The sequence below is a fragment of the Kitasatospora sp. NPDC098663 genome (genome assembly GCF_044760075.1).
Lineage (GTDB): Bacteria > Actinomycetota > Actinomycetes > Streptomycetales > Streptomycetaceae > Kitasatospora.
Genome location: NZ_JBIWAP010000001.1, coordinates 1 through 14,501 on the forward strand (window position 1 = coordinate 1; position 14,501 = coordinate 14,501).

Annotated in this window: 12 protein-coding genes and 1 riboswitch; of the genes, 2 read left to right on the top strand and 10 right to left on the bottom strand. The window is 73.9% G+C overall.

Annotation, left to right across the window (positions count from 1 at the left end):
- Positions 1–91 precede the first annotated feature (91 nt).
- The 5 genes from ACIQVZ_RS00005 to ACIQVZ_RS00025 form a co-directional block, all read right to left on the bottom strand.
- Entirely contained in the window at positions 92–850 is a 759-nt protein-coding gene (locus ACIQVZ_RS00005) for an endonuclease/exonuclease/phosphatase family protein (RefSeq protein ID WP_350884424.1), read from the bottom strand.
- A 133-nt stretch (positions 851–983) separates the two neighbouring features.
- The gene (locus ACIQVZ_RS00010) at positions 984–1,928 is read right to left on the bottom strand and encodes an ROK family glucokinase (protein ID WP_063347268.1); all 945 of its coding nucleotides are present in this window, start codon (positions 1,926–1,928) and stop codon (positions 984–986) included.
- Positions 1,929–2,121: 193 nt separating this feature from the next.
- Positions 2,122–2,499: a DUF5304 family protein gene (locus ACIQVZ_RS00015; RefSeq protein WP_350884427.1), complete on the bottom strand. Its 378-nt coding sequence runs from the start codon at positions 2,497–2,499 to the stop codon at positions 2,122–2,124.
- An 85-nt stretch (positions 2,500–2,584) separates the two neighbouring features.
- Positions 2,585–3,757 carry an ArsA-related P-loop ATPase gene (locus ACIQVZ_RS00020; RefSeq protein WP_350884429.1) on the bottom strand — a complete coding sequence of 391 codons (1,173 nt, stop codon included), beginning with the start codon at positions 3,755–3,757 and terminating at the stop codon, positions 2,585–2,587.
- A gap of 25 nt (positions 3,758–3,782) precedes the next feature.
- Positions 3,783–4,244, bottom strand: coding sequence for an SRPBCC family protein (locus ACIQVZ_RS00025; protein WP_350884431.1), 462 nt, complete (start codon positions 4,242–4,244; stop codon positions 3,783–3,785).
- 325 nt (positions 4,245–4,569) lie between these two features.
- On the opposite strand from ACIQVZ_RS00025, the gene ACIQVZ_RS00030 reads away from it, so the two are divergent.
- Positions 4,570–6,363, top strand: coding sequence for an AMP-dependent synthetase/ligase (locus ACIQVZ_RS00030; RefSeq protein WP_402445761.1), 1,794 nt, complete (start codon positions 4,570–4,572; stop codon positions 6,361–6,363).
- A 61-nt stretch (positions 6,364–6,424) separates the two neighbouring features.
- On the opposite strand, the gene ACIQVZ_RS00035 is transcribed toward ACIQVZ_RS00030, so the two are convergent.
- A complete protein-coding gene (locus ACIQVZ_RS00035; RefSeq protein WP_402445763.1) occupies positions 6,425–7,561 on the bottom strand; it encodes a glycosyltransferase family 4 protein in 1,137 nt (378 codons plus the stop codon).
- A 244-nt stretch (positions 7,562–7,805) separates the two neighbouring features.
- Here ACIQVZ_RS00035 and ACIQVZ_RS00040 point away from each other — a divergent pair, with 244 nt between their 5' ends.
- Positions 7,806–9,245, top strand: coding sequence for a glycosyltransferase 87 family protein (locus ACIQVZ_RS00040; RefSeq protein ID WP_402445766.1), 1,440 nt, complete (start codon positions 7,806–7,808; stop codon positions 9,243–9,245).
- A 64-nt stretch (positions 9,246–9,309) separates the two neighbouring features.
- Here ACIQVZ_RS00040 and ACIQVZ_RS00045 read toward each other — a convergent pair whose 3' ends face one another.
- From ACIQVZ_RS00045 to ACIQVZ_RS00060, 4 genes are all read right to left on the bottom strand, one after another.
- Positions 9,310–10,341, bottom strand: coding sequence for a hypothetical protein (locus ACIQVZ_RS00045; RefSeq protein WP_402445769.1), 1,032 nt, complete (start codon positions 10,339–10,341; stop codon positions 9,310–9,312).
- A gap of 185 nt (positions 10,342–10,526) precedes the next feature.
- Positions 10,527–11,573: an NlpC/P60 family protein gene (locus ACIQVZ_RS00050; RefSeq protein ID WP_402445772.1), complete on the bottom strand. Its 1,047-nt coding sequence runs from the start codon at positions 11,571–11,573 to the stop codon at positions 10,527–10,529.
- Positions 11,574–11,799: 226 nt separating this feature from the next.
- Positions 11,800–12,945, bottom strand: coding sequence for an NlpC/P60 family protein (locus ACIQVZ_RS00055; protein ID WP_350886366.1), 1,146 nt, complete (start codon positions 12,943–12,945; stop codon positions 11,800–11,802).
- Positions 12,946–12,955: 10 nt separating this feature from the next.
- Positions 12,956–13,105: riboswitch (cyclic di-AMP (ydaO/yuaA leader) on the bottom strand.
- Between the two features lie 337 nt (positions 13,106–13,442).
- A complete protein-coding gene (locus tag ACIQVZ_RS00060) occupies positions 13,443–14,477 on the bottom strand; it encodes an NlpC/P60 family protein (RefSeq protein ID WP_387811613.1) in 1,035 nt (344 codons plus the stop codon).
- Positions 14,478–14,501: the final 24 nt, after the last annotated feature.

Below are 14,501 nucleotides of genomic sequence, written 5' to 3' on the forward strand. Positions count from 1 at the left end.
ACCTGGGCCATCACCCCCACCACCACATAACGCAGGAGGGGCTGTCCCCAACCGGGACAGCCCCTCCACCAACAAGATCTTCAGGAGCCTTCTAGACCCCGTCCGGAGCCTCCGGCAGCTCCAGCACCGCGAGCACCGGCAGGTGGTCGGTCGCGGCGCGCAGGTCGGCCTCGGTGACGCCGGGCAGCCCGTGCGGCACCCCGCAGCCGAGGACGGTGATCCCGGGCGTGGCGAACACCGCGTCGATCCGCTGGTAGGGGCGCTCGGGGACGGACGTGAACTCGCCGCCCCAGGGCGCGGTCGGGTACCCGTCCTGGAGCCGCCCGGCCAGCAGCTGCCAGCCCCTGCCGTCCGGGTGCTCGTTGAAGTCCCCTGCCACGATGCCGTGTTCGGCGATCCCGAGCTGGTCGAGCAGCAGCTCGAACTGTCCGTACCGCTCGTCGGCGTCCAGGCTGAGGTGGCAGCTGGTGAGGGTGAACGGCGCCGTTGCGGGCAGTCGCAGCAGCGCGCTGGCGAAGCCCCGGGCGTGCAGGCCGCGGGTCTTGGGCAGCAGCCGGTCGTGCACGCCCAGCAGGTGCGCCGCGCCGGGCCGGCCGAGCAGCAGCGGCCCGGCGGCGGTCCGGCCGCCGCCGGCCAGGACGACCGTCCCGGTGCTCCGGGCCAGCCAGGCGGCCTGCCCCTCGGGCCGCCAGTAGCGCGGTGACTCCTGGATGCAGACCAGGTCGGGCGCGCAGGCCCGGATCACCCGGGCCAGCGCCCGCCGGTCGTCCCGCAGCGAGCGGATGTTGTAGCTGAGCAGGCGCAGCCGGCGCGGGCCGGGCGGCGGCGGTTCGGCGGGTGCCGTGGTCATGGTCCTGGTCCTCCCCGTACGTACGTGGTGCGTGGGACGACCGTACGGCAGGGCCGGGGGCGTGCGTCGGCGGCGGCGCGTCCGGGGTTGGTCGGGGTCCGGTCGCACCGCCGCCGGCGGGTTCGGGGGGTGGTTACGCGGTGCGGGCCAGGTCGGCGGCGCCGACGATGCCGGCGGCGGAGCCCATCGAGGCCAGCACGACCTCGGCGCGCGGGCGGTGGATGCCGCCGGTGAGGTAGTGCTCGAAGGCCTTGGCGACCGGGTCGAGCAGCAGGCGGCCGGAGTCGGAGACGCCGCCGCCGAGGACGAAGACGCCCGGGTCGAAGAGCGCGGCGAGGTCGGCCATGCCGCGGCCGAGCCAGTCGGCCAGTTCGGCGTAGCACTCCAGGGCGAGCGGGTCGCCCTCCTCGGCCGCCTCGGTGATGTGGATGCCGCGGATGGTCTCGGCGACGCCGTCGTTGAGCTCCAGCATCCGCCGGCCGCGCACCTGGTCGGCGGCGGCCTTCTCCCGGCCGTAGCGGCGCAGCGCCCGCCCGGAGCCGTACTGCTCCCAGCAGCCCTTGCCGCCGCAGCCGCAGGTCAGGCCGTCGGGGACCATGTTGAGGTGGCCGATCTCGCCGGCCACGCCGAACCGGCCGCGGTGCAGCCGGCCGTCGAGGACGATGCCGCCGCCGATGCCGGTGCCGACGGTGATCAGCACCATGTCCTGGTGGTCGGCTGCGGCGCCGAAGCGGAACTCGGCCCAGGCGGCGCAGTTGGCGTCGTTCTCGACGACGGTGTCCAGGCCGGCGAGCTCCTCGATGCGGCCGCGCAGCGGCTCGTTCTCCCAGTCGATGTTGGGCGCGAAGATCACCGTGGAACGGTTGCTGTCCACGAAGCCGGGGGCGCCGACGCCGACGGCGGTGACGTCGGGGTGCTGCTCCTTGAGCTCGCGCACGGCCTGCGCGATGGCATCGACCGCCCACTGCGGGTCGGCCGGGGTGGGCACCCTGGTCCGGGCCAGGATCGCGCCCGCCTCGTCGACCACGCCTGCCGCGATCTTGGTCCCGCCGACATCGACGCCGATGGTCAGAGCCATGTGTCCCTCAGCTATTCACTCGTTCCCGCTGGGCGGAACGGTACCGCCCAACCCTGCCCCCCGTACACAGCCTCGCATACATTAACCGAAGACAATCATGGACCAACCCGGCCGCGACTCTTCAAAAGTCGTATCTAATCGCCCGCTTCGTCACGCACCAGAGCAACGCGATCACGGTTCGAAGGTTACGGATTCACTGCTTGGCGGACGCCTCGTCAGGCGTGTCGAGGTCGATCCGCTCGGTGGCGGCGCCCTCGCCGGCCGTCCAGCGGTGCTCGTGGCCGGCCACCGCGGCCCGGTAGGCGGCCAGCAGCTCGGTGCCCGCGGCGGCCAGTCCGGAGCCGGCGGCGGCGAGGTGGGAGTAGACCTCGGGCTGCTGGGTGCGCAGCCGGTCGGCCAGCCCGGAGAGGGTGATCAAGGTGTCGGCGCTGGCCTCCTGCGCCTTCTGGCCGACGGCGGAGGCGAGCTTGCGCACCTCGTCCACCAGCGGGCCCAGCTCCGGCCCGAACGGGTGGGCCTGCGGACCGCCCGGCTCGGCGGTGGGCTCGGTCCGGTCGTCGGTGCTGGTCATCGCGGGCGCCTCCTCAGCCGGGGCCGCACCCCGCGGCCCTCGGGCCCGACGCTACCGGACAGCCCGTAGGGGCCCCGAAAGCACTTCAGCCCCGGGGCCAGAGCGCCGGGTCGGGCGCGAACCGCACCGAGAGCGCCCCGTCGTGCAGGCTCGCGCCGGCCACCGTGCAGCGGCGCAGCGCGGACGGCAGGGTGAGCACCCGGCGGTGGGCACCGAGGCCGACCACCAGTTCGTCGCCGCGCCGGACGAGGTCCAGCTCGGCCCGGTCGGCGCCGGGCAACGCGAGGTGCCAGACCAGCAGGCCCTCCTCGGCGAGGCGGTCCTCGACCGGCCAGGGCTCGGGGGCCAGCCGCTCCGGGCCGGGCCCGTCCCCGTACAGGCGGTCGGCGACGGCCTCCAGGGTGGCCTCGGCCAGTCCGGTGGCCAGCACCGGGGCGTCGGTCTCGGCGGCGAGCTCGGCCAGTTCCTCCCGGCGGCGGCGGGCCAGCGCGGCCAGCCACGGGTCCGGCGAGTCGGCCGCGCCCTCGGGCAGCACGCCGTGCACCACGACGGCGTCCGGCCGGTGGCCGTGCAGGGCCAACCCGGCCCGGATCCGGCCCAGTTCCTGGTACGGGTGGCCGTCGGCGGGCACGACCAGGCGCACGCTGGTGCCGGGCGCGGCGATCGCGGCGCGGGACTCGGCGAGCACTGCGGCGGCCTTGGTCCGGCCCTCGTACAGCCACTCGGCGGGCATCGGCACGCCGGCCAGGCCGGCCAGCAGCGGGCGCAGCGCCCGGGCGGCCTGCCGCTGCTCGGGGACGAGCCGGTCCAGGTAGCGCTCCAGCTGCTCGGGCAGGGCGAGGGTGGCGATCAGCTCGGCCGGCGGCGGGGCGAGCACGACCAGGACGTCCTGGTCGGCGGCGGGCAGGGCGCGCAGCAGGGCGATCCGGGCGATGCCGGGGAGGGCGGTCAGCTCCTCCGGGTCGAGCTGCTCGGCGCCGAGCAGGTCGAGAGCGGGCTTGAGCCGGCTGGTGAGCTCGCCGGCGGCGTACCGGAAGGCGGCCTGCTCGTCGATCCGGGAGACGGTCAGGCCGGGTGCGTAGCGGGCCGGTTCGGGCTCCAGGCGGATGCCGAGGACGCCGTCCAGGGCGCGGTGCGGGTCGTCGGCGGCCAGCAGCCAGGTGCGGTGGCCGCGCCGGGCCGCGTGCAGGGCGGTGGCGGCGGCCACCGCGGGCGCGCCCGCGTCGCCGCTGACCAGGATGGTGCGTGTCGCCGTCATGCCGTCGGCCCCCCGTTCCGCCGCGTCAGCCCTGGACGGGCTTCTTGCCGTCGGCGTCCTCGACGCGCTTCTTCAGACCGGCCAGGGCACGGTCGATGATGACCTTCTCGGCCTTGCGCTTGATCATGCCGAGCATCGGGATCTTGACGTCCACGGCGAGCTGGTACGTCACCTCGGTGCGGCTGCCGGAGAGCGGGGCGAGGGAGTAGGAGCCGTCCAGCGAGCGGAGCATCTGGCTGCGCACGAGGGTCCAGCCGACCTCGCGGTCGCCGTCCCAGGTGTAGGCGAGGACGTGCTCGTCGCGGATGGCGCCGGCGTCGAGCAGCAGGCGGACCTGGGCGGCGCGGCCGTCCTCGCCGGCTTCCAGGACCTCGACCTCCTTGACCTCGCCGGTCCAGGCCGGGTAGGCGGCGAAGTCGGCGATCACGGCCATGACCGTGGCCGGGGTCGCGTCGATGGTGATGCTCGACCTGGTGTGCTCCGCCATGGAATGGCCCTCCGCGTCGTCCCTCTGCCTGCCGGTCCGGTCGAGCGTGCTCGGCCTTGTCCGCCCGGAGCAGGCTACCGCGACCGGCGATCGGCTCGGCCGCGCGGGCCGCGGCTCGGCGGGGGCCCGGCGCCGGTCGGCGGGGCATGCTACCGGCCGGTCACCTCGGGGCTGTCGTAGGGTGCCATTCGAACGACCCGGTCACGGCCTGGTCGGACCCGGCCGGGTGTGACACTTCGAACACCGGAGCCGACCCCCCTGGTCGAAGCTGCCTACCGGGCAGTAACGTCCTGCCGTCCCGCAGCGTCGCGAACGAGGAGCAGTCTTGCTCGACTTCAGCCTTCCGGCTCTCTATCAGGTACCCAGCGGCGGTAATCTCTCCGACCCTGTGCACCGGAACGCGGCGGAGCACCCGGACGTCGCGGTGCTCAGCCGGAAGGTGGACGGCGGCTGGCAGGAGTTGACCGCGGTGCAGTTCCTGGCCGAGGTGCACGCCGCCGCCAAGGGCCTGATCGCCGCGGGCATCGAGCCGGGCGACCGGGTGGGCGTCATGTCCCGCACCCGGTACGAGTGGACGCTGCTGGACTTCGCGATCTGGACGGCCGGCGCGGTCACCGTCCCGGTGTACGAGACCTCCTCCGCCGAGCAGGTCGAGTGGATCCTCGGCGACTCCGGCGCGGTCGCCGTCGTCACCGAGACCGACCAGCACGTCAAGGTGGTCGACGAGGTCCGCGGCCGGCTCACCGGGCTGAAGCACACCTGGCAGATCGAGCGCGGCGCGATCGCCGCGCTGGCCGAGGCCGGGAAGGACGTCCCGGACGGGACGGTGCAGGAGCGCCGCTCGACCGCGACCGCCGACTCGATCGCCACCATCGTGTACACCTCGGGCACCACCGGCCGCCCGAAGGGCTGTCAGCTGACGCACGCCAACTTCCTCGCCGAGTGCGGCAACGTGGTGGAGCGCCTGGCCCCGCTGTTCCGCACCGGCGACAGCTCCGTCCTGCTGTTCCTGCCGCTGGCCCACGTGCTCGGCCGGATCGCCGAGATCGCCACCGCGATGGCACCGATCAAGCTGGGCCACGTCTCCGACGTCAGGGACGTCACCGCCGAGCTGGCCGCCTTCAAGCCGAGCCTGATCCTGGGCGTGCCGAGAGTCTTCGAGAAGGTCTACAACACCGCCCGCGCCAAGGCCCAGGCCGACGGCAAGGGCAAGATCTTCGACAAGGCCGCCGACACCGCGATCGCCTACAGCCGGGCGCTGGACGCCGGCGGCGCGGGCCTGGTCCTGCGGATCAGGCACGCGGTCTTCGACAAGCTGGTCTACAGCAAGCTGCGCGCCGCCCTCGGCGGCCGGGCCACCCACGCCATCTCCGGCGGCGCCCCGCTCGGCGAGCGGCTGGGCCACTTCTACCGGGGCATCGGCTTCACCGTCCTGGAGGGCTACGGCCTGACCGAGACCTGCGCGGCCACCGCCTTCAACCCGTGGGACAAGCCGAAGATCGGCACGGTCGGCCAGCCGGTCCCCGGCGCCTCGGTGCGGATCGCCGAGGACGGCGAGGTCTTCTTCAAGGGCCCGCACGTCTTCACCGGCTACTGGAACAACCCGCAGGCCACCGCCGACACCCTCAAGGACGGCTGGATCGCCACCGGCGACCTCGGCTCGCTCGACTCCGAGGGCTACCTGACCATCACCGGCCGCAAGAAGGAGATCATCGTCACCGCGGGCGGCAAGAACGTCGCCCCGGCCGTGATCGAGGACCGCATCCGGGCGCACGCGCTGGTCGGCGAGGTCATGGTGGTCGGCGACCGCAAGCCCTTCGTGGCCTGCCTGGTCACCGTCGACCCGGACTTCTTCCCCAAGTGGAAGGAGCTCAACGGCAAGCCCGCCACCGCCACGGTGGCCGAGCTGAGCCAGGACCCGGACCTGCTGGCCGCCCTCCAGGCCGCGGTGGACGACGGCAACGCGGCCGTCTCGCACGCCGAGGCGGTCAAGAAGTTCCGCCTGCTGGACACCGAGTTCTCCGAGGAGAGCGGCCACCTGACGCCCTCCCTCAAGCTCAAGCGCAACCTCGTGCTGAAGGACTTCGCCGCCGACATCGAGGCGATCTACCAGAAGTAGCCGGGTACGGGCCCCGCCTCCGCCGAAGGAGACGGGGCCCGCTCACGTGCCCGAGCCCAGCCTAGGACGCCAGCAGCGAGGTCAGCCGCCCGGCCAGCAGGTCCCAGCGCCAGGAGCGTTCCACCCAGCGCCGCCCGGCCTCGCCCATCCGCCGCCGCAGCTCCTCGTCGCCCAGCAGCCGGACGATCCGCTCGGCGGCCGCGGCGGCCGAGCCGCCCGGCACCACGTACCCGGTCTCACCCTCCAGGACCGCGTCCGGCGCGCCGCCGGAGTCGCCCGCGACCACCGGCAGACCGGTCGCCGAGGCCTCCAGGTAGACGATGCCCAGGCCCTCGACGTCCAGCCCCCCGCGCCTGGTCCGGCAGGGCATCGCGAAGACGTCCCCGGCCCCGTAGTGGGCGGGCAGCTCCTCCCACGGCACCGCGCCGGTGAAGCGCACCGAGGCCCGGACCCCCGTGGCGTCGGCCAGCTTCTCCAGGTCCGCCCGGTACGGGCCGCCGCCGACGATCAGCAGCACGGCGTCCGGCACGTCGGCGAGGATCTGCGGCATCGCCTCGATCAGCGTGTCCTGGCCCTTGCGCGGCACCAGCCGGGAGACGCAGACCACCACCGGCCGGTCCGCCAGCCCGAGCCGGCGACGCACCTCGGCGCCCCCCGAGCCCGGGTGGAAGGTCGTCTCGTCCACGCCCGGCGGCAGCTGCACCATCCGGGCCGCGGCCTGCGGCCCGACCGCGCCCGCGATCCGGGACCGGGTGTACTCCCCCAGGTAGGTCAGCACGTCGGTACCCGCGCCGATCCGCCGCAGCAGCTGCCGGGCGGCCGGCAGCTGGGCCCAGGCCGCCTCGTGCCCGTGGGTCATGCCGAGCAGCCGCACCGCACCGGCCCGGCGCAGCGCGGGCGCCATCAGCCCGAGCGGGGCGGCGGCGCCGAACCAGACCGAGTCGCACTTCTCCGCCCGCAGGATCTCGGCGGCCCGCCGGGTGACCCGCGGTGTGGGAACCATCACCTTCGTCCGGTCCCGGATCACCGGGAACGGCTGCTCGGCGTCGAAGCGGGCCACCTCGCCGCCGTCCCGCCAGGTGGAGGCGTACACCACGATGCTCCCGGCGGGCTGACGTACAGCCATGTTGTGCACGAAGGCCTGGATGCCGCCGGGGCGGGGCGGGAAGTCGTTGGTGACGATCAAGGTTCGGTGCATTCAGGCCACGGCTCGCTTGTCGGGGGGTGCTCGGTGTACCGCTGGGTGATCCGTACGATAGGTCAACACCATGACCCGCCGGGAACGGATCCGCGCACGGCAACCGTTTCACCCCCGGGTCAGTCCTAGTACCTAGGCGGCCGGTGGCGGCCCGGCCAAGCGTGCCGCGCCCGCCCCTCCGACCGCCCGGGCGTCCGTCGCGCGGCGCCTCCGGTGGGACGTCCGAGACGAACGAGGGAGCGCAGTGGAGTTGGCCCCGGCCACCGAGTCCGGTACACCCAGCGGCGCCGCCGGCCCCGGCCCGACGCCGGCCGCCCGGCAGGAGCCGGCCCGTGCCCCCGGCCGCCCGTTCGGGGCGCTCGCCGCACTCGGTGCCACCTGGCTGGCCACCCGGACGGTGCTGGTGCTGCTGATGACCGGCGTGGTCAAGGGGCTCGGCGGGGACATCACCGCCGACGTCTGGATGATCTACCACGCCTGGTACGGCGTCCTGCAGACCGGCACCTTCCCGTTCGACGACGTGACCTGGCAGTACCCGCCCGGCGCGGCCCTGGTGATCCTGCTGCCGGGCCTGCTGCCCTGGTCCTACCTGGTCTCCTTCTGGGTGATCTGCGGGATCGCCGACGTCGCCGCCACCGCCCTGCTGGTCCGCACCGGACTGCGCCGGGGCCGGGCACTGACCGGCGCCTGGATGTGGGTGGTGGCCGTGCCGCTGCTCGGCCCGATGGTCTACAACCGGCTGGACATCATCGTCACCGCGATCGCCCTGGCCGGTCTGCTGGCGCTGATCCGCCGCCCGGCGATCGGCGGGATGCTGCTCGGCCTGGGCGGGATCATCAAGATCTGGCCGCTGCTCGCCCTGATCGGCACCCCCTCCGGCCGCCGCACCCGCCGCGCCTGGACGCTGGCCGCGGCCACCGCCGTCTCGGTGGGCTTCCTGCTCGCGGCCGGGATGAACGGCGCTTTCGGCTTCCTCGCCTTCCAGAAGGAGCGCGGCATCGAGGTGGAGTCGCTCGGCGCGCTGCCGCTGCACTTCGCCCGGCTCGCGGACGCCTGGGACGGCAAGGTCACCATGAACTACGGCTCCCCGGAGATGCTCGGGCCGTGGGTCCCCGTGATCAGCAAGGTGATGATGGCCGGCACCGTGCTGGGCTTCGCCTGGCTGCTGCTCTGGCGCTTCACCGCCAAGCGCCGCAACGCGGCCACCATGTACGACGCGGCGCTGAGCGCGCTGCTGATCTTCACCGTCACCAGCCGGGTGATCAGCCCGCAGTACCTGGTCTGGCTGATCGGCGTCGCCGCGGTCTGCCTGACCGTGCGCGGCAGCAGCCAGCGGCCGGTGGCCCTGCTGATCCTGCTCGCCTGCCCGCTGACGCTGGCCGAGTTCCCGCTGATGTTCAGCCGGATCCTCGCCAGCGAGCCCTGGGGCGTCACCGTGCTCAGCCTGCGCAACCTGCTGCTGCTGGCCGCCACCGTGCTCTCCTGCGTCCGGCTCTGGCGCGCCACCCGCGGCCCGGCACAGCTCCCGGCGACGGTGGTGCTGGCCAAGCCCGAGCCGGTGCCCGCCGGCGCCTATCCGGTGCGCCCCGGCATCGCCTACGAGCAGGACCTGCTGGACGGCATCGACCGGCCCGGCACCCCGGTCAGGCAGCGGCCCGGTACCCCGGCCAGGCAGCGGCGCTGAACGCCGCGCGCGCCGTCAGGCCCGGTCCGGCCGATCTTGCCGGGCCCGCGACGCCGGACACGCCCTAATCGCGCAGCGCGGCCACCTCGTCCAGCCAGAGCCGGGTGAACTCGGCCAGGCCGACGCCCGGTCCGGCCCGGAGCAGCCGGTCGAGCCGGCGGTCCCGGTCCTCCCCCTGCCCGTCGGCCGCGCCGACCGCCCGGTAGAGCGCAACGAGCCGCTCGGGCCCGTAGCGCCGGGCGATCAGCTCGCAGGCGAGCCAGGCCTGCTCGTACGCCTGGGCGATGCCGTCGGCCCCCGCGGTGAAGTCCCGGTCGGCGGGCAGCGTGGTGGGCAGCCGGCCGGCGGCGACGTCCCGGGCCAGCTCGGGGGCGATCTGCTGCGGGCGCCGGCCGGAGTCCCGGTAGGCGGTCCAGTCGGCGACGCCCTCGGAGAGCCAGAGCGGTGTCCAGGCCCGGGTGTCGGCCCTGGTCGCGACGTGGGTGGCCTCGTGGGTGACGACCACCTGCCGACCGAAGTCGCTGAGCCGCCCGAACGTGTCGGGGTTGACCAGCACCCGGTCGGCGGGGGTGTGCCAGGGCGCGCCGGGGGCGGCCGAGGTGACCGCCGCCATGCCCGCCCAGCCCGCCGGGTCGACCTCCAGCAGCCGGGCGAACTGCTCGGCGGTGGCGGGCACTTCGAGCAGCAGGCGGCCCGCCCAGCCGGTGCCCCAGACCTCGCTCACGGCGGGCGCGGCCCGGTCGGCCACCGCGACCAGACCGGCCGGGTCGGGCCCGTCGGCCAGACCGAGCACCAGGCAGTGCGCGCCCGCCGCGGACCGGGCGGTGCCGAGGTCCCAGAGCGCCGGGGGCCCGCTCGCGCTCTCCTCCCGGTCGACCCGCCAGCCGCCGCCGGCCAGGACCAGGTCGATCCGGCGCGGGTACACCACCGGGTAGTCGTCGTACCCGGTGATCCGGACCGCCAGGTCGGCGGCGGCCGTGAGCCGCTCCGGTCCGGCGTCCGCGCCGAGCACCAGGTTGCGGTAGCCGGCCTCGATCGCCGCCGGTCCGGACCAGGAGGGCAGCGCCCGGGCCCGCGCGTCCAGCAGCGCGGCCACCTCGGCCCGCCGCTCCGACGCCCGCCGCTCCGACGCCCGCCCGGCCGCGGAGGGGGCCGGGGCCGCCGGCGGCAGCGACAGCTGGGCCAGCCCGCCGGCCGCGAGCAGCAGCGCACCGCGCCGGGACAGCGTCCGGCGGGCGCCGTCTATCGGGTGGGGGGCGTCGGGGTCGGACGGTGCCGGGCTCAGAGCCGGACCACCCCCGCGACCGGCATCGCGTTGACGCTCTCGTAGCGGACCCTGGCGCCCGGGTAGGGGGCGTGCACGATCACCCCGCCGCCGGCGTACATCCCGACGTGGTGCATGTCCCGGTAGAAGATCACCAGGTCTCCCGGCCGCGCTTCGGAGAGGCTGACCCGCTGCCCGGCGTACGCCTGGGCCTGCGAGGTGCGCGGCAGGGTCACTCCGGCCTGCCGCCAGCTGTAGTACATCAGACCGGAGCAGTCGAAGGCTCGGGGCCCGGTGGATCCGTAGAGGTAGGGCGAGCCGATCATCCGCACCGCGGCGGCCAGCGCGGCCGCCCCGCGCTCGGAGGCGGGCGGGGCCGTGCCGAGGTCCAGCCGGTCGGTGCCCCGGGTGGCCCGCTGTTCGGCCTCCCGGGCGTCCTGGGCGGCCATCCGGGCCCGCTCGGCGACGCCCAGGCTGTTGAGCAGCCGCTGGGCCTTGGTGAGCCGCTGCTGGATCTGCTGCTTGCTGTCGGCCAGCGAGCGGCGGGCCTGGTCGAGTTCGGCGAGCTTGCCGGCGGTCTCGGTGCGGCGCTGGTCGAGCCGGCGCTCGCGGGTGGCCAGTTCGTGCAGGGTCTCCTGCTGCCGCTCGGCGGCCTGGCCGAGGGTGCGGGCCCGGGACAGGTAGCCCTCCGGGTCGGTGGAGAGCATCAGCTGGGCGGTCTGGGCCATGCCGCCGCCGCGGTACTCGGCGCCGGCCACGGTGGCGAGGTCGCCGCGCAACTGGTTGAGCTGGTCCTGGGCGACGGCGATCTCGCCCTGGAGGACGGCCGTCTCGCCCTGGAGCCGCTGCTGCGTCTCCTGGGCGGCGTTGTACTTCTCGGACGCCTGCTCGGCCTCGCCGTAGAGCTGCTCCACCTGCGCCTTGACGTCCTTGCGGGTGGGCGTGTCCGGCGCGGCGGGGGCGGCCTGGGCGCTGCCGCCCGTCGTCACGCCCAGGGCGGTGGTGGCGGCCGCGGTCAGCACCAGCGCACGGGCGAGCAGTTGGGAACGACGGTGCACGGGCATGGCGGCAGCTGCTCCGATCCGGCGGTGGGGCCCCGCCGCCGCCCCAACGCGGGCGGCCCTGGAAGCGGAGTCCGGTGGCAGACGTTAGCGAGTCCGGGCAACCGAGTCCAAACCCCTGCCAACCCGAATATTTGACCCGCAATCGGACATTCGTCCGAGGAACCGGAAAAGCCGCAGGCCCGGCCTTCCGTGTGGAAGGCCGGGCCTGGGAGGGCCTGCGCGGGGATCAGACCCGCACGACGGAGGTCAGCGGCATGTTGCTGACGGCCTCGTAGCGGACCGACGCGCCCGGCTTCGGTGCGTGCAGCACCTGGCCGTTGCCCGCGTAGATGCCGACGTGGTGGGCGTCCCCGTAGAAGATCAGCAGGTCGCCGGGCTGGGCCTGGGAGAGGTCGCTGCCGATCCGGGTGCCGGCGTGGGCCTGCTCCTGCGAGGTGCGCGGCAGCGAGACGTCGACCTGGTTGAACGCCCAGACCATCAGGCCCGAGCAGTCGAAGGAGCCGGGGCCGGAGGCGCCGTAGACGTACGGGCTGCCGATCTTGGAGGCGGCGATGGACAGCGCCGCGGCGCCGCGCGAGCTGCCGGCGCTCGGCTTGGTGACCGGCGCGGCGGGGGCCTGCGACGCGCTCAGGTCGGTGCGGCTGTTGTCGCGGGAGGAGCGGTCGGCGGCCTGCTGGGCCGCCGCCTGCTGCTGGGCGGCCTTCGCGGCGGCGTCGGCCTTCGTCTTGGCCTCGGCGGCGGCCTTCTCCTCGGCCGCGCGGATCGCCTGGCGCTCCTGCTCGGACAGGGTGTTGAAGAGGTCCTGCGCGGCCTTGAGCTTGCCCTGGACGTCGTCCTTGGCGCTCTTCAGCTGCTGGGTGGTGGTCTCCATCTCGGCGAGCTTGTCCTGGGCCTCGGAGCGCACCTGGTCGAGCTTGCGCTGCTCGTCCTGGAGCTGCTTGAGCTGGCCCTTCTGGGTGCCGCCGGCCTGGTTCAGCGTGTCGGCCTGGCTCAGGAAGGTGTCCGGACTGGCGGAGAACATCAGCTGGACGGTCTGGGATATTCCGCCGTTGCGGTACTGCTCGCCGGCGATCTCGGCCAGGCCGCCCTGGAGGTCGGTCACCTGCCCCTGCTGCCGCGCCACCTGGTCCTGGAGGTCGGTGACCTGCTTCTGCAGCTGCTGCTGCTTCTCCTGGGCGGCGTTGAGCTTCTCGGTCGCGACCTCGGCCTGGTCGTTGAGCTGGTCGACCTGCTCCTTGACCTGGTCCTTGGTCGGCTGCGGGTCGGCGTGGGCGCCGGACTGCGCGGACAGCGCGACGGCCGCCGCGGCGAAGCCGGTCAGGATCGAGACCCGGGTGCGACTGGCGGGCTTGGGACGACGATGGGACGCCACGAAGGCGGACTCCTTCTTCCTACGCCGTCTACCGGGTGAGCTGACGGGTTCGGGCCGGAAGCGTGCCCTACGACGCCTCACGACCGTTCCACCGGCCGACCTGGCGCCGATTCACCCCGGAGGAACGTGGTTCCCCGGCTCCGTTCGACAGCACCCCCGACTGCTGGGCTCCCCGTCGGGCAGGCACTGGGCCCGCCCCGCTGCGTCACGAACTCGACGGAAACCACCGCCGTCACCCTGGCTGGGCGATCGGGAGTGCGGTGGTTCGGGGCACGACCCTAGTAACTGAACCGTGATCCGTTCAAATCCTTGTCAGAAAAAAGACGGAAGAAGACCAAAGTTCTTTTGTGAATATGACACATAGTGATCACCGCCGCACGCAAAGCTGATCACTCTTCACCGGCGACTCGCACTGCGGACAAAACCCGAACGCCACCCCCGGTCGGAGGGTGGCGTGGATCACAGGCCCGGACGGGCCCTTCGGGCGTGTCGGGACGTCAGACCCGGCGGATCGTGTTGATCTGCATCGCGTCGACCTTCATCACCTTCACCACGTCACCGGTGTGCGGCGCGTGCACCACCATGCCGTTGCCGATGTACATCCCGACGTGGTGCCGGTCGGGGCCGTAGATGACGAGGTCGCCCGGCTGGGCCTGGTCCAGCGAGACCCTGGTGCCGACGTTGCCCTGCTCCTGCGAGGTGCGCGGCAGCGAGACACCGGCCTGGCCGTACGCCCAGACCATCAGGCCCGAGCAGTCGAAGGTGGTCGAGCCGGTGGCGCCCCACACGTACGGCGAGCCCTGCTTGCTCATCGCCTTGGCGACGGCCACGCCCGCGTAGCCGCCGGCCTGCGGGAGGCTGCCGAGGTCGGCGCGGTCGCTGCCGCGCGAGGCGCGGTCGTCCTGCTGCTGCTGGGCCCGCAGCGCGGCGCGGTCGGAGGCGCTGAGCGAGTTCAGCAGGTCCTGCGCGGCCTTGAGCTTCTGGTTGACGTCCGTCTTGGCCTGGTTCAGGTCCTTGGTGGTGGAGTCGAGCGAGGCCAGGACGGCGGCGGCCTCGGACTTCTCCTGGTCCAGCCGGCGCTGCTGGTCCAGCAGGCCCTTGAGCGCCTCGGACTCGCTGGCGCTGGCCTGCTGGGCACTGGACGCCTTCTCCAGGTAGCCGGACGGGTCGGAGGAGAGCATCAGCTGGACGGACGGGTCGATGCCGCCGGTGCGGTACTGCTCGCCCGCCACGCCGGCCAGGCCGGTCTGGAGCTGGGTCATCTCGTCCTGGCTGCGGGCCACCTTGTCCTGCAGCTGGTCGGACTGCTTGCGGAGCTGGTCGGCCCGCTCCTTGGCGCCGTTGTACTTCTCCGCCGCCTGCTCCTGGTCCTGCTGGAGCTGGTCGATCTGCGCCTTGACGTCGCTCTTGCTCGGCTGGGGCGCGGCGTGCGCGGCGACCTGCGCGGAGAGGGCGACCGCGGTCGCCGCGGCAGCGGTGAGCACGGAGACCCGGGCGCGGCTCGGCTGCTTGGGACGGCGGTGGGAGGCCAAGGGAATTGCTCCTTCTTCCATCGG

Bases quoted from the DNA above. Each gene is read 5' to 3' on its own strand.
- ACIQVZ_RS00015 (WP_350884427.1), bottom strand. From the start codon at position 2,499: ATGACCAGCACCGACGACCGGACCGAGCCCACCGCCGAGCCGGGCGGT.
- ACIQVZ_RS00010 (WP_063347268.1), bottom strand. From the start codon at position 1,928: ATGGCTCTGACCATCGGCGTCGATGTCGGCGGGACCAAGATCGCGGCA.
- ACIQVZ_RS00025 (WP_350884431.1), bottom strand. From the start codon at position 4,244: ATGGCGGAGCACACCAGGTCGAGCATCACCATCGACGCGACCCCGGCC.
- ACIQVZ_RS00005 (WP_350884424.1), bottom strand. From the start codon at position 850: ATGACCACGGCACCCGCCGAACCGCCGCCGCCCGGCCCGCGCCGGCTG.
- ACIQVZ_RS00050 (WP_402445772.1), bottom strand. From the start codon at position 11,573: ATGCCCGTGCACCGTCGTTCCCAACTGCTCGCCCGTGCGCTGGTGCTG.
- ACIQVZ_RS00035 (WP_402445763.1), bottom strand. From the start codon at position 7,561: ATGCACCGAACCTTGATCGTCACCAACGACTTCCCGCCCCGCCCCGGC.
- ACIQVZ_RS00020 (WP_350884429.1), bottom strand. From the start codon at position 3,757: ATGACGGCGACACGCACCATCCTGGTCAGCGGCGACGCGGGCGCGCCC.